Genomic DNA, 18,834 nt, shown 5'->3' with positions numbered 1-18,834 from the left:
GCCGTGCGAATGCCGGAACAGGTGCCTCGCGCGGGCGGTCACGCACCGTGTTCCGTTCCCGGGCTCGCGCTGCCGCCCTCGCGCTGCGCCGCCTGCCTGCGAAAGTCCTTCGAATGGATGCCGTGCTTTTTCAGCAGCATCTGCAGGTGCGAGCGGTTCATCTCGCAGCGCCGCGCCAGCTCCGCCACCGTGCCGCCGACTTCCTTGAGGCCGCGCTCCAGGAAGGCGCGCTCCGCCTCGTCGCTGGCCGCGCGCTTGGCTTCGCTCAGCGATGCGGGAACCGCACCGTCGCCGGCGGCCGCAGACGCAGCCGGCGCCACTGACTTCGGCCGGATATCCTCGGGCAGGTGCGTGATGTCGGCCGTCTCGCCGGCCAGGCAGGACAAGCGGTACATCAGATTGCGCAGCTCGCGGATGTTGCCCGGGTAGGCGTAATTGAGTAGGAAGCTGCGCAGGCGCGGCGTCATCTTCAGCGGGCGGCGCTTGAGCGCTTCCGCCGCTTCGTCGCCGTAGTAGGCGATCAAGAGCGGTATCTCGTCGCGTCGCTCGCGCAGCGCCGGCAGGGTCACGTGGATCACGCTGAGGCGGTAGAACAGGTCTTCGCGGAACGCGCCTTCGGCGATCAGCTTGCGCAGGTTCTTGTTGGTGGCGGCCACGATGCGCGCATCGACTGAAATGAGTTCGTCCGATCCGACGCGCTGGATTTCATGCGATTGCAGCACGCGCAGCAGCTTGACCTGCCCCGGCAATGGCAGTTCGCCGATTTCGTCGAGGAAGATGGTGCCCTTGTGCGCGCTTTCGAACTTGCCCTTGCGGTCGTTGGCCGCGCCGGTGAAGGCGCCCTTCTTATGCCCGAACAATTCGGATTCCAGCAGGTTGTCGGGAATCGCGCCGCAGTTTACAGAAATGTAAGGCTTGTCGGCGCGCGATCCGTTGGCATGGATGACTTTCGCCATGAGTTCCTTGCCGGTGCCGCTCTCGCCATCGATCAGGACCGGCAGGTCGGTGGGCGCGGCCTTTTCCGCGACTTCGAGCGCGTCGAGCAGTTTCGGGTTGTCGCCAAAGGTGCCTTCGAACACGAAGCTGCGTTCGAGCAGCGCGCGGCGGCGCTGCCCCGGAGTCTGATCCTCCGGCGTCAGGTCCGGCACGGCCGGCTCGGCGGACGCAGCCTGCACGAAGCGCTCCTTGTGCGACAGCTGCATCACTTCGTCGCGCAGCGCGTTGAACTGGCGCAGCAGCTTTTCGATGTCGGCCCGATCCAGCTTCGACGACCAGCGCAGCGTGGAACGCAGGATTTCGATCTTTTCCAGCAGCCCCGCATACGAGATGGTGGAACCGGGGCGCCCTGCGGGATTGAACAGTTTCATGCCGCGCTCAACTGTTTCTGCACCAGTTCATAGTACATGCCCCGGCGGTTTACCAGTTCTTCGTGCCGACCCTGCTCGACGATCGCCCCCTCGTACAGCACGAGGATCTTGTCGGCCCGCATGATAGTCGACAGCCGGTGCGCGATGATCACGGCCGTGCGCCCTTTCAGGATTTCGCCCATGTTGCCGATGATGTTGCTCTCCGACTGGGTATCGAGCGCCGAGGTCGCTTCGTCGAATACCAGCAGGCGCGGATCGTGGTACAGCGCCCGCGCGATGCACAGGCGCTGGATCTGGCCGCCGGACAGGCCGACGCCGCGCTCGCCGACGATCTGCTCGTACCCGAGCGGCATCTTGGCGATGAAGGCATGGGCATCCGCCATCTTCGCCACTTCCTCGATGCGCCGCCGGTCCGGACTTTCATCGCCGCTGGCGATGTTCTCGGCAATCGTCCCGGAGAACAGCAGGTTGCTCTGCATGACGTAGCCCACCTGGGCCCGGAAGTATTCCTTATCGATCACGGAGACATCGTAGCCGTCCACCACGATCTTGCCCTCGGTAGGCAAGTAGAAGCCAACCAGCAGCTTGGCCAGCGTGGTCTTACCGGACCCGCTGCGGCCGACGATGGCGACCAGCTCGCCCGGCTTGATGTCGAGGCTGATGTTCTCCAGCACATAGGGCGTATCCTCGCCGCCGTAGCGGAAATAGACGCTCTCCAGCCGGATCTCCCCCTGCAGGTCGGGCAGCAGCACGCGCGACGGCAAGTCTTCCGGCCGCTGCTCCGGCTCCATGTCGAGCACGTCGCCCAGGCGCTCCATCGCCACGCCGGCGTCGTTCAAGCGGCTCCACAGGCCGACCAGTCCCATCAAGGGCGCGAGCACGCTGCCCATCAGGGCATTGAACGCAATCAGCTGGCCGATGGAAAGCTGGTGGTCCAGCACCAGGGTTGCGCCCACCCACAGGATCGCAATGGTGGTGGCGGCGTTCAGAAGCTGGCTGACGAGGCCGACGACGATGTTGAAGCGCGCCGCGCGGTACTGCTGCTCCAGCGCCTTGGCGTACTTCTTTTCCCACTTCAGGCGCACCGGGCGTTCGATGCCCATGCCCTTGACGGTTTCCACACCGCCCAGCGCTTCCATCAAGTAGGCCTTGGCCTCGGTGGTGGTGGCAAACACTTCGCGCGCGTAGTTCTTGGCCCTGGGCGTGACAACCACGGTCAGCGCCATGATCGGGATGATGAAGGCGATCAGCACCAGCGTCATCTTCACGTTATAGAGGAACATGATCGTGAAGTAGATGAACACCATCAGCACGTTGAGCATGGTGGTGATGGTCGACTCCGTCAGGAAGGAGCGGATCGTCATGTTCTCTTCGAAGCGCGCCAGGATGTCGCCGGTCTTGCGCTTGGCAAAGAAGGAAAACGGCAGCGACATCGTGTGCTTGAAGAACTGCGACATCATCGCGAAATCCAGGTTGCGCACCATGAAGTTGGCAAGGAAGGCGCGGATGGTCGTCATCAGCTGGGTGAAGACATTCGACACGATCAAGCCGACGATCAGCAGGTGCAGCAGGCTCACGTTCTGGTGCACGATCACACCGTCCAGGATGTTCTGGATGATCATCGGCGGAACAATCCCCAGCACCTGGATCACGAAGGTCGCCATGAACAAGTGAAGCAGGATCTTCTTGTACGGCTTGAGGTAGGCGACGAAGCGGATCCACGGCGAGCGCGCTGCCGCCAGCTGCACCAGATTCTGTCCGGGCGTGAACACCAGGCAGGTGCCGCTCCAGCCGCGCTCGAACTCCTCGACCGTCATCTTCTTGAAGCCGATCGCCGGGTCGGCCACCCAGACGTGCTGCTTGGAGATGCCGTACACCACGATGTAGTGGTAGCCCTCCCAGTGCACGATGAAGGGCAGCTCGAAGCCCATCAGGGCCTCGTAGGTGCACTGCACTCCGCGCGTGGTGAAGCCGAGCGACTCGCCCGCTCTGGCCAGGCTGTCAAGCGTGGCGCCCTGCGTCGTGACGTTGGCCAGCTCGCGCAGCTTACCGAGCGTCATGGAGATGCCGTAGTGCTTGCACAGCATCGCCAGACAGGCGGCGCCGCAATCCATTTCCTCGGCCTGCTCGACCAGCGCGAAGCGCCGGATGATCTTTTCGCCGAACTCGGGCTTCGAGTGCAGGTCGAGGATGACCGGACGCTTGCGGCGCTCGGCCAGTTTCTTCTGGCGCTGCAGTTCCCGTTCGACGAAGCGGATGCGCTCTTCCAGCGCCTCGCGCAGCTTCGGATTGCGCTCCAGGACCACGTGGATCGTCTTTTCCGGGATCACCAGGAGCGTGGTGTCGGTCGAGGCGACCACCGATGCCATCTGTTCCTGCCGCATCAGGCAAGCCTTTTCGCCGAAGATTTCACCCTGGCGCAGCGTCGCCAGCGGGTATTCGGTGCCCTCCTCGGTACGCACCAGCTTCACTTCGCCGTGCCGCAACACGTACAGGCGCCGGTCGTCACGACTGTCCTGCTTCAGGATCTCGCGCCCGGCGGCGACGCGCTTGACGCCGACGCTGCGGATGAATTCCTCCAGCTCTTCCTTGTTGACCTTGCCGCGCAAATCGAACAGGCGCGTCACGAAGCCGCCGGCCGACGCAATGGCAACGTAGCTGGTGACGAAGTCGAGCGCCGCGCGGTTGCGCGCGATGACCGGCGCGATCGCCTCGCGCGGGATGAACAGCAGTTCCGTCTTGACCGAGGCGCGCACCGACGATTCATGCCAGTGGTCGCGCAGCATCGCCAGCTCGGCAAACACCTCGCCGGTCTTGCGCACGCCCATGCTGATTTCCTTGCCGTTCTCCTCGGTGAACACGCGCACCGAGCCGGACTTGATGACGAACAGGCCGCCGGCCGGGTCGCCGGCATTGCATACCGTGTCGCCGAAGGCATAGAAACGGGACTCGGCCTGTTCGCCCAGCTGGTCGAGCTCTTCGCGGGAGAACGGCGACAGGATTTCGACTGTGGACAGGAAATCGGCCAGGGATTGCTGCTGTGCGGGTGCGTCCATGTGCTTATCGAACCGGGGGTTCCCGAATGGTGGGTGCGCCTGGCGCACCGCTGCTCCGACTACCGTACGGTGCGCGCGGCGCACCCTGCAAATTCACATATATCCGGGAGGCGTTCCTCCGGCGACTCCGCTAGCGTGCTTCGATCACGTGTTCCTGCGCGCGCTGCATCAGCCATTCCTCGCGCAGCAGGCGCCGCACCTCGGACACGGTTTCGTCATCCAGCGTGGCCGGGTGCTTGGCGTTGACGCGGAAGATCTCGAAGAACGACTTGTCTGCCGACGGAAACGGCCCCAGCAGGTCGCCGACCTCGGCATTGAACACCTTGGCCTCGATGTCGGTCTTGAGCGAGCCGCGCAGCACCTTGCCGATCAGTCCGCCACGCTCGCGCGTGTCGGCGATCGAATGCTCGCGCGCCATTTCCTCGAAGCTGTCGGGATCGTCCTCCAGCACCGACATCATTTCCTTGGCCTTGCCTTCCGCGTCGAGCACCATGTGGCTGACCTCGATGCTGTCGAACCTGGGCGAATTCAGCTTGAAATAGCCCTGGATCGCCTTGTCGCTGCAGACCTGCGCCATCATCTTTTCCTGGTACAGGCCGTCCGTGACGAAGGCTTCGAATTCATCCAGCGAGACGCCCAACGCATCGAGATAATTGTTCATGTCGGCGGCGCGGTGCAGACCCTGCACGCGGCGGAACTGGTCGGCGCGTTCCTGGATTTCTTCCGGCGCCACGGGAATGCCGAGCTTTTTCGCCGACAGCACGGTCAGCTTTTCCCTGACCATCTGCTCGATCAGGCTTTCGAACTGTCCGGTAAGTTTCAATGTCCTGACAAAATCCGCGATGCCGATTTCGTCGTTATCGATACGCACAATCGCCGTCATCTCGCCTGCTCCTTAACGATGGTGTCCGGATTCGCTCATGCAACGAGGAAAGGCGATGACACATCATGCACCGCCGCAAGCCCGTGCGCACGCATGCGCAATGGCTTGCCCGGAACCTTCCTAAGCCGTGCTTCGCTCTGCGCTACGCCTCTGAAACAGGATATGCAATCCAATTCCGACTCCGGAAAGAAAATTAGATGGAAAGTGCCGGCAAGCGGTTCGAGTAATGCGCACATGCGATTGGAGAATGCGCAAGCCTCATCCACGTTGCCACGCCGCGCCTCTCTAGCTGTTGCCGGAAGGCCCGCCATCGTCGCTTGAAGGCACTGAACGATCGAGCGCCTTGGCCATCTTCTTTCGCTCGTCCGCATCGGGTTGTTGCATCGCCTGCGCCATGCCTTCGGCCGGAGCGGTGCCGGGCGTTTCCGACGGCATGTGGCCGACGCGCCGCGCCTGGTCGGATTGCGCATCGAAGTTTTGTTCTTCCGAAATGCTGAACCGGCCTTGCCCGTCGTCCTTTCCGGACGAGTTCGACAGCGACGCCTCAGATTGGGTGGTGCGCACCGGATGCGCCGGCGCCTGTTGCGCGCCGGGGCCGGAAGGCCGCCAGTCGCCGCTTTCGGCATCGCGGGTTTCGATCAGTTTCTTAAAGCGCGCCAAGTCTTCCCACACACGCTGCGCCATCGCGCCTTCCGCATTGCCGCCGTGCGATCCCAGCATCTGGCCCGGGTCGCATTCCATCGTCAGCGTGACGCTCGCCTTGCCCTGACCGAGATCCTGAAGCTCCACCCGGCCGGCATTGCGGGGACCGCTCAGGTTGCGCCATGCGATGCACTGGTCTTCCTGCCGCTCGGTGATTTCGGAATCCCACTCCATGTGGCGCTCTGCCATGCTGGCCGACCAGTGCAGATGCGCTTCGTCGGTCTGGCGGACTGCTTCGACACCCTGCATGAAGCGCGGATACTCGTCGAACTGCACCAGTTTGCTGTAGGCAGCATGGGCCGGCACATTGACCTCGATCGACTGCTGGATTCTTGCCATGACACTCCTCCTTCTTGCATTGGGTAACGCATGCAACCGTGCCTATTCAGAGTGGAACTTGCAGAACAAGTTGCGGCGATTCGGGTACTACCATGGCATTAGTGCCCCGTGGGCAATGTCCACATTTGCTGTGACTAATTCTGTGGATAAGCCAGTATAAGCTTCCTTACATCCATGATTCAAAAGAGAAATTTTCTATTGCTCAAAATCAAGGCAGTTCGGGACAAGCACCGTTTTAGGGATTTGCCTGGAATGATGCTGGCTGAGGCGATGCCGCCGTGGGAGCGACTTCCCGTATCAGGAAAACGATGAAATCAGGTTCACGGCTTGAGCGCTTATGACGCCAAAGTCGCTCTCTTCCGGGCGACGACATCGATCCGTTCGATGCTCGATTGCATGACAACATCGCCATACGGCCGAGAACCCGCTTGCATCACAGCCATTGACGTTCTTGCCAGCATTGCCTTAAAAGCAATGCATTCGTTAATAAATGACTATGTTTTGCACTAAAAGAGAGACAGCGTCCGCAAAAAATTCGTGCCGTATGTCAACCCAATCGGGTCTGCAGCGCTACTATACGCAGATTAATCGAACTCCCTCTCCATGATTTCCGCTTTCGCCGACGACGCGCCGTCCGCAATTTCTCCATCCGCTGACCTGCCGGTCCGCGAGCCCGCCTGCGACCAACCAATCCTGCTCGGACCGATCCGTCCGGATCTGATCCGCGAAGAAGTGCTCGCCGACCTGCTGGAAGCGACCGCTGCCAGGGTGCCTGACCAGCCCGCACTGATTTACGAGGACCGCAACCTCACCTATCGCGAACTGAACAAACGTGCCGATACGGTGGCTTCGAAGCTGATTGAAGCCGGTGTGCGCCCGGGCCAAATCATCGGATTGTGGCTGCCGCGCGGCATCGACTTGCTGGTCATGCAAGCCGGCATCGCCAAGACTGGCGCCGCCTGGCTGCCATTTGACGCGGATACGCCGGTCGACCGCATTGCCGTCTGCCTGGAAGACGCATCGGCGCCCGGCATCGTCACCTGCGCGCAATTCGCATCGCAACTATCGGAAATCGGCTGCACAACCTGGGCCGCCGAATGGCTTTCCGAGCCGTTGTCAGGTCCCACATTGCGCCGCGCCGAAGTATCGCCGTCGCATCCGGCCTATGTCATTTACACGTCCGGATCGACTGGCAAGCCCAAGGGCATCGAAATCAGCCAAGGCGCGATCTGCCATTTTCTGCGCAGTGAAAACAGCGTGCTTGGCATCCGTGGCACCGACCTGGTCTACCAGGGATTTTCGGTCGCCTTCGACATGTCGTTCGAGGAAATCTGGATCAGCTACCTGGTGGGTGCGACACTGTGGATTGCGCCCAAGGAACTGGCGACCGACCCAGAAGCGCTGCCGCTGGCACTGGCAAAACACCATGTCACGGTGCTGCACGCGGTGCCGACGCTGCTGGCGCTGTTCGAGCAGGATGTGCCGAGCCTGCGCCTGATCAACCTGGGCGGCGAAATGTGCCCCGAGGCGCTGGTGGCGCGCTGGACACGCCCTGGCCGCCAGGTATTCAACAGCTACGGCCCGACCGAAGCGACGGTATCGGCCAGCATGGCGGAACTGCATGCGAACGAACCGGTGACCATCGGATGCCCGCTGCCCAACTACGGCTTGCTGGTGATCGATCCCGCAACCGAAAACGGCATGAAACTGCAGAATCGCGGCGACACCGGGGAGCTGTGCATCACCGGCCCCGGCGTGGCGCTCGGCTATCTCGGCCGCCCCGACCTGACCGCCGAAAAATTCCTGCCCAATCCGTGGGCCGGCGGCAGCCGTCACCATGCCCGGCTGTACCGCACCGGCGACCTGGCGCGCATCGACGCCGACGGCCGCGTGCAATGCCTGGGGCGCACCGACGACCAGGTCAAGATCCGCGGCTTTCGCGTCGAACTCGGCGAAATCGAAGCAGTGCTCGCACGCCAGCCCGGCGTCGGCACGGCAGCGGTCGTGCTGCGCAAGGATGACGGCATCGAGCAGCTGATCGCCTTCATCGTGCCGGAAGGCGGCGCCCGCCTGTCCGCCGCCGACCTGCGCGGCGCGCTGGCCGAGTGCCTGCCGCCCTACATGGTGCCCGGGCACTTCGAAATGCTGGACGAAATGCCGCGCCTTATCTCTGGCAAGATCGACCGCAAAGTACTCAAGGCGCGCCCGCTGGCCGTTGCCACGGCTGCTGATGGCTCGGACACGCCGCAGACACCGGCCGAGGAAGCGCTGTTTGCCGCATTGGCGAGCCTTTTCCCCGGTCAGCCGATCCGGCGCGATGCGGATTTCTTCTCGGACCTGGGCGGTCATTCGCTGTTCGCGGCGCGCCTGGCGTCGGCATTGCGCGCGCATCCCGGCTTCACCCACGTCACGGTGCGCGACATTTATCAGAACCGCCGCATTGGCTGCATCGCGCAAGCCATTGAACTGGCACCGGAAACAGCCGCCGGAGGTGCTACCGAGGCGGCCGCCCCGGCTGCGCGCCCCTCCACCCTGAAGCGCTGGATGTGCGGCGCGGCCCAGGCCGCGGCGGTGCCACTGCTGATTACGATCCGCATGGGCCAGTGGCTGGCGCCGTTCTTTACCTATCACTTCTTCACCGGCGACCCGGGTGACTCGATTCCGCGCGCCATTGCCGCTTCGGTCGGCGTGTTCCTGCTCGCCACGCTGCTGGAATTCGCCATCGCCATCGCCGGCAAATGGCTCATCGCCGGCAGGCTCAAGGCAGGCCGCTATCCGCTGTGGGGCGTGACGTATTACCGCTGGTGGCTGGCCGACCGGCTGGTCGAGGCGGCGCCGACCTACTTGCTGGGCGGTTCGTCGCTCTATACATGGTGGCTGCGCGCGCTGGGCGCCGACATCGGACGCGAGGTGCTGATCGGTTCGATCACCCTGCGCGCCCCCGATCTGCTGTCCATCGGCGACGGCGTCAGCATCGGCAATGCCGTCAACTTCGAGAATGCGCGCGTGCAGGATGGCGAACTGCGGCTCGGCACCATCTCGCTCGGCGACGATTCCTATGTCGGCTCGTATGCGGTCCTCGAAGGTAATACCGCCATTGAAAAACGCGGCCACCTGGAAGGCCAGTCGGCGCTCGTCGACGGCATGCGCGTGCCCGCATCCCGCATCTGGAGCGGCTCACCGGCACGCGACAGCGGCAGCTTCGACCCGGCCTCGCTGCCTGCGCGGCCGGCCGTCTCGCGCCTGCGCCTGGCAGGTGAAGCGGCATTCTTCTTCCTGGGTGCACTGGCGATCGCCGCGCTGTTCTTCCTGCCGGTGTTCCCGAGCTTCATGCTGATCGACTGGTTATCCGACCCGGATCACTTCCCCTGGATGCAGACCAGCGCACCGTCGCTGCTGCTGGTGAAGTATTTCGTGCTCGCGCTGCCGGCGTCGGCGCTGCTGATCGTGTGTACCGCGCTGATTTCGGCCGGCATCCGCTGGAGTGTCCTGCCGCGCATGAAACCCGGCTCCTGGCCGGTACACAGCGCGGTCTACTGCGGAAAATGGCTGGTGAACCAGATCCAGGAATCCAGCCTGAACATTCTGCACGGCGTGTATGCGACGATCTATGCGCCGTTCTGGTACCGCCTGCTGGGCGCCAAGGTCGGCCGCAATGCCGAGATTTCCTCCGCGCTGGGCGTGGTACCCGACATGCTCACGCTGGGCGACGAAACCTTCATCGCCGACGCGGTGATGCTGGGCGACGAACAGATCGACGGCGGCTGGATGTCGGTGCAGCCCACCGTGATCTCGCGGCGCAGCTTCGTCGGCAACGGCGCTTATGTCCCGGACGGCACCGTGCTGCCTGAAAACGCATTGATCGGGGTGCATACTCGCACGCCGCGCAATGACCAGATGCGCGAGGGCGACACCTGGCTCGGCTCGCCGCCGATCAACCTGCCGGCGCGCGAACAGCTGAGCGGCTTCCCGGATTCGCTCACCTTCCGTCCATCGCTGCTGCGCCGCATCTGCCGTGGCGTGATCGAAGCCTTCCGCATCGTCGCGCCGCACGCCATCGTGACGGCTGTCGGTTACACCGTGGTGCTGAACGTGATGTCGGTCGCCGGCGCCGGCCGCTGGCAAGACGTGATCCTGCAGCTAGCCATTGCCGGCCTGTTGTTCGGCATCGGCACCCTGCTGTTCGTCGCCGGCCTCAAGTGGCTGCTGCTGTTCCGCTACAAGGCCTGCACCAAGCCGATGTGGACAAAGTTCGTGTGGCTGTCGGAAGCGGTGACCAACATGTACGAAGGCATTACCGTTCCCAACTTCATGCGCTACCTGCGCGGCACGCCGATGCTGCCGGTGGCCCTGAACCTGTTCGGCTGCCGCATCGGGCGCGGCGTGTACATGGATACCACCGACATCACCGAATTCGACTGCGTGAGTATCGGCGACTACAGCGAAATCAATGCTCTGGCCTGCCCGCAGACCCACCTGTTCGAAGACCGCGTCATGAAGATCGACCAGGTCAAGATCGGCAAGGGCGTCTACCTGGGCCCGCGCAGCGCGGTACTGTTCAGCGCCCATGTCGCCGACGGCGCGAAAATCGGCGCCTTGACACTGGTGATGAAGGGCGAATTCATTCCGGCCGGATCAAGCTGGCGCGGCTGCCCGGCAGCGCCAGCGCGCGGCTAGGCGTGGATCGGATGCAGCGCACCGCGCTGGCGGTGCAGCATTGGGCCGGCCCCGGCACACTGGACATCGCGGCGCTGCGCCAAAAAGACACTCCGCTGGTCCTGTCGGTTGCCACGCCCGACACCCCGATCCGCGACGGCGCGCGCGCCCTGGCGCGCTCGGCCTTGCGCGACGCACTAGGCATCCTTCTCGATCGCCCCCCGCGCGACATTCCGCTGATTGCAGTCCCGGGGCAGCCGCTGCGGCTTGACCTGCCGGAATCGCGCATCGGCTTGTCGCTCAGCCATGAACCCGGTCTTTCGCTGGCCGCCATCCATGCGCGCGGCGCAGTGGGCATCGACCTGATGCGGGTGGATGAGAGTGAACTCACGGCGTCCGACCGGGAAGCGGTGGCACGCGACTACCTTGGGCCGCAGGCGGCGGCTGTCATCGGCGCGCTGCCGGCAGCCGCTCAATCGTACGCATTCGCACGCGCATGGACGCGCCTGGAAGCCGGGCTGAAATGCCACGGCATGCATTTACAGGAATGGAGCCCGGAGCTGGAGCACCTGCTAGAGCGCTGCCGGGTGCTCGATCTCGATGTACCGCACGGCTTCGTCGCCGCGCTAGCCTTGCCTTCCTGACGCGCCAGCTGTGCCAATCGACGCGCGTACGACCAAGGCCGCAGACCGCCTGACGCCATGAAGACGCTTCGCGGCTCAGCAAGCCAGAGCAATCAATCTCACCGGACGCCCTTGATCACTGGCAGATTTGCTGCTTCCCATGCATTCATGCCGCCCTGCACGTTATAGACGTTGGTGAATCCGGCCCGGGCCATGATCTCTGCCGCCCGCGCGGAGCGCCGGCCGGAGCGGCAGATGACGGCGACCGGCTTCAATAGGTGGCTGCGCAATTCCTGCAAACGCGACGGAAGTTCGCTCAGCGGCACCAAGGTGCTGCCTGGCGCATGCACCTCTTCATATTCGGCCGGCTCGCGCACGTCCAGCAGGAGGACGCCTTGCTCTTTCAAGGCGCGTCCCTGCTGCACGTCGATCGTGGCGAAAGCCGGTTCGGCGGCGTATACCGGCAGGTGCGTGCCTGACGCGGTCGAAATCGCGACGGCAATGGCGCCGCGAAGGAGAATGTTTTGCAAAAGACGCATTTGGCTTTCCTGACACAAATTGAAGAAATGCATACAGGCGATTGTATCGCCGCGGCGGCCATCGATTCCTTCTTCTCCGGCAGGCATTTTGTGTAAGAAATACTCTGGTATTTCATAGCGATTGGCATATACTGTACAAATAAACAGTATATCAACTGCTGATTCATTGCCAGACCGGACGCCATGGACACGACTTCATTGATCATTACCGATTCCCGCCCGCTCATCGATCTGGCTATGGCGGACGAGCTCGACACCCTGCTGACCCTGGCGCCGGCAATGCGCGTTCTGATTCCGGACATGGTGCGCCATGACCTCGTCGCCCACGTGGAAATTCCAGGTGCTCCGGATGCGCTGGAGTGGATCCGGAACAACGACGGCCGCAACGTATCCGTACTGTGCACGGAAGAACTGGAAGAGTTCATCGTGCTGCGGCATGCTGCCGACGGCACGGCCACCCGCAGCCATAACGAACACGCGGCTGCTGAAATCCTCGGACGCGAACTGGCGCGCGGGGCCGACGCGGTGATTCTCTTGCTCGACGATGCCAGCGCCGGGCATGCGCATTTCCTGAAGAACTTGCCGGAAAACGTGCTGCTGATGTCGACCTGCAGCTATCTCGACAAGCTGAAAAGCCGCCAGATACGCGCCACAGTCAGCGCCCTGCTGCAACGCTTCATGGCGCGAGGCCGCCAGCGCATTCGATAATTCCCCGCGCCGCCGCCGGACTTCCAGGCGCGCACGTTGCGGGCATCTCCCGCTTGGCGGCAACAGCATGCTCCGCAAGTACGCGGTTGCGGCCTTCCGCTTTTGCCCGATACAACAGTGCATCGGCGCGTCGGATGCCGGCATCCATCGGCTCATCCGGCAACAGCTCGATCAGCCCTGCTGAAAAAGTGACGCCAAAATGGGCACCGCAGCAATCGAAACGCAAGGACGCGATCTGCTCCCGCAATCGCTCGATCACCGTCCGCGCGACCTCCAGCCGCGTTTCACGCAGATACAGCAGGAATTCTTCACCGCCCCAGCGTGCGAGCACATCGTCGCTTCTCAGCTGAAGACGCCCCTCTTCGGCAAACCTGCGCAGGACATCGTCTCCGGCGAAATGTCCGTACGTGTCATTGATCTTCTTGAACCAGTCGATATCCAGCATCACCAGGCAGGCCGCGCCGCTGTCATTTTTTCGCCGGCACTCCTCCCGCCCGAGAAGATCGCTCATGTAACGCCTGTTGGGAAGCAATGTCAGGTCGTCGCGCTCGGCAAGCAGCTGGATATGCGCCAGCGCCTCGATCAACTCCGCCTTTTGCGCTTTCAGCCTCGCACGCAGCTCGCTCAGTTGGCCGGTCAGTAAAGCCACCACCAAGAGCGCCGACCCACTGAGAGTGAAGTGGATCAGCTCGGTTTTTGCATTGAATAGCTGGGGAACGGTGTATTTCATCGAGGCCATCGTGCAGCCAAGAAGGATGATGGCAAATACGCAAAGGGAATGTGTCTTTTTCGCTTCCAGCGTAAAGGCGCAAAAAACCAGGATGACCAGGAGGATGACGAGCGACGCTCCGCGCAACGGCCCCATCATCGAATATCCGGCCACCGTGCAAAAAATCGCAAAACGTCCCTGATATACCGATAGCTGGGCCGGCGTCAGATTCAGGTATTTGCTCAGCCGGATAAGTCCATAAAAAAGCAAATGCCCGGCAACGGCCAGCACCGTCAGCCACCATACCGGACGCCGCGCCGCGGCCCCGGACTCGACCTCCACCCACAGGATTGAAAGGCAAAGCAGATACAGAAGTACGGTTGCGCCCCAATACATCACGAGCCGGCGCATCTTGGCGTCATTCCCGCCGAATTGTTCCACCATGCGCTGAACGGAGTCCATGGTGCGTCTCCCATATTTTCTGATGGTTATAACTGGATTTACGGCCGTCATGGTCCCCTTTTGAAGGCATGACGGCCGGTTTCATCCTGGTTCAGGATGAAAATGTTTCCCTGGCGAAATATTGACACGTCACACGCCATATCGTTATCCCATATACGAGGGGATGAGGCCGGCGATGTTAAAAAAAGCACCGAGAGCATGTGCCCGGACGCTGCAGGGAGCAGCAAGCACCAAGGTCGTCGCATCCCTTACGGCAGGATGGAAATGTGGAAGAACGGCAGATAAAAACCAAAAAGGGATCAGACCTTGCGATCTGACCCCTCGTATAATGGTGCGGCTGGCAGGAATCGAACCCACGACCCCTTGGTTCGTAGCCAAGTACTCTATCCAGCTGAGCTACAGCCGCGAAAGACAAAATTATAGCACCCATTCATTACATTTTGGAAGTCCTTTCGCCTGCCGCGTGATCGGCTTGCCTGTTTTATATTTTTATTCCGCTGACATACCTGCGCGCACTTCCACACTTGTCCTTCTCGCCCCCCGTTTTCGCTCTCACCGTCTGAAAATTGCTCAGGGAAACATATAATGTGCCGTCCCGGTAATCATTAACGCGGCAATGTGGTGCCATACACTGCGTTGACGGAAAAACAAGGAAACCCAGTCGAGATGATGCGAGCGGAATGGCTGCCAATAATCATGCAGGGCTCGTTCAGCGAAATCTACATCGCGGACTGCGCCACGCTGCATTTTGTGCAGGTCAACAAGGCGGCGCGCAGGAATCTCGGCTACACCGCGCATGAACTGGCGAGCATGACGCTGCGCGACGTGGCGCGCTGTCTTCCAGATGACACGTTGCAGCGCGCCCTGCTCCCCTTAGCGCATAGGCAGGCGAAACCGACCTCGCTCGACACTTCTTTTACACGCAAGGACGGCACCACCTATCCGGTTGAATTGCGCTTGTTCTGCCATGCCATCGGCGCATCACCGGTATATATCGCTATTGGCAACGATGTCAGCGCGCGCCGCGACTCGGCGCAGGCGTTGCATAGCAGTGAGGCGCGCTTTCGCGCGATCGCATCGCATGCGCCCGGACTGTTTTTCCAGATACTGCAACGACCTGACGGCGGCATATCGTTTCCCTACGTGAGCGCCGGCTGCCATGCCCTGCTCGGAATCGGGGCAGAACGCCTGCGCGCCGACTCAGCATTGTTTTTCGACCTGATCCTGCCAGAGGATAGCCCATCCTGCTTCGAATCGATGGCGGCCTCGGCGGCATCGATGAAGCAATGGAACTGGGAAGGACGCATCCGGATCGAAAAGTGGAAAGACATCAAGTGGATCAACCTGCGCTCCACGCCGCGCCTGCTGCCGGATGGCGTGCAGTGGGAAGGCTTCATGACAAACATCACGCAGAGCAAGCAGGAACAGGCCGAGATCAGGCGCTCGCGCGCCCAGTTGGCGGAATTGTCGGCACACATCGACAAGGTGAAGGAAGAGGAGCGCCAGCGGATCGCGCGCGAAATCCATGACGACCTCGGCGGCAACCTTACGGCGATCAAAATGGCGCTGGCGCTGGTAAAGAACAGGCTGCCCCCGGATGATGCCGTGCTGACGGGGAAAGCCACCTATGTCGAAGAACTGGTCGACCGCACCATTGAAGCTGCGCACCGCATTTCCGCCGACCTTCGCCCCAGCCTGCTCGACTTCGGGCTGGTCGCGGCCATCGAATGGCAGGCACGCGAGTTCGAAAAGCAGCTCGGCATCCCGTGCAAATTCTCGTCCAACAAGAAAGAAATCACCCTGCCTCCGGACCGCGCCACCGCGCTGTTCCGCATTTTCCAGGAAGCCCTGACCAATATCGGCAAGCATGCCGGTGCGACCCGCGTTTCGGTACGACTGGTGCGCAGCAACCGCAGCGTTTGCATGGAGATCGCCGACGACGGCACGGGAATCTCTCCAGCAGACCGGCTCAAGCCGCAATCCTTCGGCATCCGCGGCATGGCGGAGCGCGCCAGCGCGCTGGGCGGCCAGTTGTTCGTATCCGATGGCCCAGCGGGAGGAACTGTGGTCGAGATCAGGATTCCGCTCTCGGAATAACCATGTAAGAATCATGTCATGACAGCCAAAGAAACCATAAAGGTCCTGATCGCCGACGACCACGCCATCGTGCGCGAGGGGTTGAAACAAATCCTTGCCGATACCCGGGATATGGTCGTGGCCGGCGCCGCCGAGAACGGCAACGATGCCGTCAAGCTGGTACGCAGTGTCGACGCCCATATCCTGCTGCTGGACATTTCGATGCCGGACAAGAATGGCATCGAAGTGCTTAAGCTGATCAAGAAGGAAGCGCCCGGGCTCGCGGTGCTGGTGCTGTCGATGCACCGCGAAGATCAGTACGCGATCCGCTCGCTCAAGGCCGGCGCCGCCGGGTACCTGAACAAGCAGAGCGCGCCGGCCGAACTGGTCGACGCCATTCGTCAAGTCGCGTCCGGGCGCAAGTACATCAGCCCGGCGCTGGCGCAGGAACTCGCCAACCAAATCGGCGACGATCGCAACGTGCCGCCGCACGAAACCCTGTCGGACCGCGAATACCAGACCCTGATCATGATCGCCTCGGGCAAGACCGTCAGCGATATCGCGCTCGAGCTGTCACTATCCGTCAAGACGATCAGCATGTATCGCACTCGCCTGTTGCAAAAAATGAAATTGCGGCATAACGCGGAACTGACGCACTACGCGATCAAGAACCATCTGGTGGAATGAAATCCGGAACTGGCAAGCGTTTCAGCCGCTAATCGGTCGGTTAGCGTCGGGAGCAAGCGTTTATCATGGGGCCGATGCTCATTCATGAACGGTGACGATCGTCTTCATGGCAGACAAGCCGACAAAACCAGAACAACATCCCGCCGACATCGCCCGCGAAGCCTTTCGCCGTCTTGCGGCGCGCCGCATTGCGCCGACGCCGGAAGCGTATCGGGAAGTGTATGACGAAGTCGCCGGCGTGCATGAACGCTCGCCGGCCGAAACGATACTGGCCGACCTGGCGGCAAAACTGGCCAAGGCGCCGGGCGAACTCCCCCTGCTTGCCCATCGCTTTGCGGACGCACTGAAAACACGCGACTGGGACAGCTATGGCAAACAGCTCGACCAGCTTATCGCAAAACACCTGATTCCTCAGCAGGACAACGTCCGCTGTGAAACGCCGCCCAGACAAGTCACTGACAAGCCGTCGATGGATGTGAAGGACGAGGCCACGCCTGCATCCAAAGTCGGCATTTCTTTGGCCGAAGATGTCGAGCCGGTACCGCGTCCCAAACTATCCATCCCGCTGGTTGATGATATCAAGCCACTGCAGGCGAGAAAAATCGACATTCCGCTGGTCGACGAGCCCGGCCCCGCTCGCACAAGACCTGCGGCGATTTCGCTCGTAGACGAAAAACCATTGCAGGAACCAGACGACGCCGAACAAGTACCCGGCACACCCGAGCTTCACTTCAACGACACTCAAATGACGCGCACGCTGCGCGAGATGCTGGTCCGTGCCCTGACGCTCCCCATTCCCGCCCTGCTGCAAGGCGCGCCGGAACTCACCAGGGAGTCGGAAGCGCTGGCCATGGCGATCGGCAGCACGCGCAGCCGAGCCGCGCTAACCGAGCTGGAACCGCGCTTCAAGCATTTCTGCTTTAAGGTCGAAATGAAAAGCGGTGACATGGCAGAGGAACGCGAACTGCTTTTGCGCCTGTTCCGGCTGCTGATCGAAAATATCGGCGAATTGGTGGAAGACGATTCATGGCTGTCCGGGCAAATCGCCAATGTGCAGGAGATCCTTGCCGGCACCATCAATTACGCCACACTGGTGGATGCGACCAGCAGCCTGAAGGAAGTCATCTACAAGCAAAGCTTGCTCAAGCACAGCTTGGCCGAAGCCAAAACCCATGTCAAAGACATGGTGCTCACCGTGATCGACCGGCTCGGCACTGCTGCCTCAACTACCGACGAATATCACAAGAAAATCGAAATCTATTCGAAAAAAATCAGCGCGGCGAAAGGCGCCGCGGAGCTCAATAGCATTATCGATCATGTGATGCATGACACCCGCATCGCGCAGATCGAGGCACAGCGCTCTCACGATGATGTGGTAGCGGCGCGTCAGGAAGTGCAGGCGGCAGAAACCCGGATACACGAACTGGAAGTTCAGCTGGTGCAGATGAGTGAACTGGCGCACGAAGACCAGCTGACCGGCAGCCTGAACCGGCGCGGGTTGGATGAAGTGCTGGAACGCGAAATGGCGCGCGCGGAACGCAAGAAGTCGCCATTGTGCGTGGCGCTACTCGATCTGGACAATTTCAAGAAGCTCAACGACACGCACGGACATAGCGCCGGCGACGGCGCGCTGGTGCACCTGGTGAAGGTGGTCAAGGATACGCTTCGCGCAATGGACGTTATCGCCCGCTTCGGTGGCGAGGAATTCCTGATCGTGTTGCCGCATACGGAACTGGACGAAGCGGTACAGACCGTTACACGCATACAGAGGGAACTGACCAAGCAGATTTTCATGCATGACAATCAGCGGCTGCTGATTACGTTCAGTTCCGGCGTAGCGTTGTGGCGCGATAAGGAAGGACAGACGACGCTGATCGAGCGGGCCGACGCGGCGCTTTACAAGGCGAAGAAGGCGGGAAAAAACCGGGTTATTCCGGCCGATTGACAATACAAATTTGCTTTATTCATGGTTTCGATTTGTGGCAGGCGTCTTCAATATTGAACCTTCGCCGCTCACTCCGGACATG

At 61.6% G+C, this 18,834-nt stretch carries 12 protein-coding genes and 1 tRNA gene; 6 read left to right on the top strand and 7 right to left on the bottom strand.

Annotated elements, in window-relative coordinates:
* Nucleotides 1-38: 38 nt before the first annotated feature.
* The 4 genes from TSA66_RS12285 to TSA66_RS25555 all read right to left on the bottom strand — a co-directional run bounded on the left by TSA66_RS12285 (nt 39) and on the right by TSA66_RS25555 (nt 6,347).
* The gene (locus TSA66_RS12285; RefSeq protein ID WP_040040240.1) at nt 39-1,367 is read right to left on the bottom strand and encodes a sigma-54 interaction domain-containing protein; all 1,329 of its coding nucleotides are present in this window, start codon (nt 1,365-1,367) and stop codon (nt 39-41) included.
* Nucleotides 1,364-4,423 carry a peptidase domain-containing ABC transporter gene (locus TSA66_RS12280; protein ID WP_040040239.1) on the bottom strand — a complete coding sequence of 1,020 codons (3,060 nt, stop codon included), beginning with the start codon at nt 4,421-4,423 and terminating at the stop codon, nt 1,364-1,366. Before TSA66_RS12280 ends, TSA66_RS12285 begins: the two co-directional genes overlap by 4 nt.
* A gap of 130 nt (nt 4,424-4,553) precedes the next feature.
* On the bottom strand, nt 4,554-5,306 hold the full coding sequence (locus tag TSA66_RS12275) for a peptidylprolyl isomerase (RefSeq protein WP_040040238.1): 753 nt from the start codon (nt 5,304-5,306) through the stop codon (nt 4,554-4,556).
* Between the two features lie 285 nt (nt 5,307-5,591).
* Complete coding sequence (locus TSA66_RS25555) at nt 5,592-6,347, bottom strand: SRPBCC family protein (RefSeq protein ID WP_052452280.1); 756 nt, start codon at nt 6,345-6,347, stop codon at nt 5,592-5,594.
* 603 nt (nt 6,348-6,950) lie between these two features.
* Here TSA66_RS25555 and TSA66_RS12265 point away from each other — a divergent pair.
* Together TSA66_RS12265 and TSA66_RS12260 are read left to right on the top strand one after the other, a co-directional pair.
* Complete coding sequence (locus tag TSA66_RS12265) at nt 6,951-11,024, top strand: Pls/PosA family non-ribosomal peptide synthetase (protein WP_084199546.1); 4,074 nt, start codon at nt 6,951-6,953, stop codon at nt 11,022-11,024.
* Nucleotides 11,025-11,035: 11 nt separating this feature from the next.
* On the top strand, nt 11,036-11,647 hold the full coding sequence (locus tag TSA66_RS12260) for a 4'-phosphopantetheinyl transferase family protein (protein WP_052452279.1): 612 nt from the start codon (nt 11,036-11,038) through the stop codon (nt 11,645-11,647).
* Between the two features lie 98 nt (nt 11,648-11,745).
* On the opposite strand, the gene TSA66_RS12255 is transcribed toward TSA66_RS12260, so the two are convergent.
* Nucleotides 11,746-12,165, bottom strand: a complete 420-nt coding sequence (locus TSA66_RS12255) for a rhodanese-like domain-containing protein (protein ID WP_157691673.1) — start codon at nt 12,163-12,165, stop codon at nt 11,746-11,748.
* Nucleotides 12,166-12,348: 183 nt separating this feature from the next.
* On the opposite strand from TSA66_RS12255, the gene TSA66_RS12250 reads away from it, so the two are divergent.
* On the top strand, nt 12,349-12,873 hold the full coding sequence (locus TSA66_RS12250; protein WP_040040237.1) for a hypothetical protein: 525 nt from the start codon (nt 12,349-12,351) through the stop codon (nt 12,871-12,873).
* Here TSA66_RS12250 and TSA66_RS12245 read toward each other — a convergent pair.
* Both TSA66_RS12245 and TSA66_RS12240 read right to left on the bottom strand, forming a co-directional pair.
* Nucleotides 12,842-14,026 carry a GGDEF domain-containing protein gene (locus TSA66_RS12245; protein WP_157691672.1) on the bottom strand — a complete coding sequence of 395 codons (1,185 nt, stop codon included), beginning with the start codon at nt 14,024-14,026 and terminating at the stop codon, nt 12,842-12,844. The genes TSA66_RS12250 and TSA66_RS12245 overlap by 32 nt on opposite strands.
* 347 nt (nt 14,027-14,373) lie before the next feature.
* A tRNA-Arg gene (locus tag TSA66_RS12240) sits at nt 14,374-14,450 on the bottom strand.
* A gap of 260 nt (nt 14,451-14,710) precedes the next feature.
* Here TSA66_RS12240 and TSA66_RS12235 point away from each other — a divergent pair.
* From TSA66_RS12235 to TSA66_RS12225, 3 genes are all read left to right on the top strand, one after another.
* Nucleotides 14,711-16,141: a PAS domain-containing sensor histidine kinase gene (locus tag TSA66_RS12235; RefSeq protein WP_040040236.1), complete on the top strand. Its 1,431-nt coding sequence runs from the start codon at nt 14,711-14,713 to the stop codon at nt 16,139-16,141.
* Nucleotides 16,142-16,159: 18 nt separating this feature from the next.
* Nucleotides 16,160-16,807 (top strand): response regulator, encoded by a 648-nt coding sequence (locus TSA66_RS12230; protein WP_040040235.1) that lies wholly within the window; start codon nt 16,160-16,162, stop codon nt 16,805-16,807.
* Between the two features lie 106 nt (nt 16,808-16,913).
* Nucleotides 16,914-18,752 (top strand): GGDEF domain-containing protein, encoded by a 1,839-nt coding sequence (locus TSA66_RS12225; protein ID WP_040040234.1) that lies wholly within the window; start codon nt 16,914-16,916, stop codon nt 18,750-18,752.
* Nucleotides 18,753-18,834: the final 82 nt, after the last annotated feature.

The sequence above is a fragment of the Noviherbaspirillum autotrophicum genome (genome assembly GCF_000818395.1).
Classification (GTDB): Bacteria; Pseudomonadota; Gammaproteobacteria; order Burkholderiales; family Burkholderiaceae_D; genus Noviherbaspirillum; species Noviherbaspirillum autotrophicum.
This window is presented reverse-complemented; position numbering and strand designations above follow the sequence as displayed.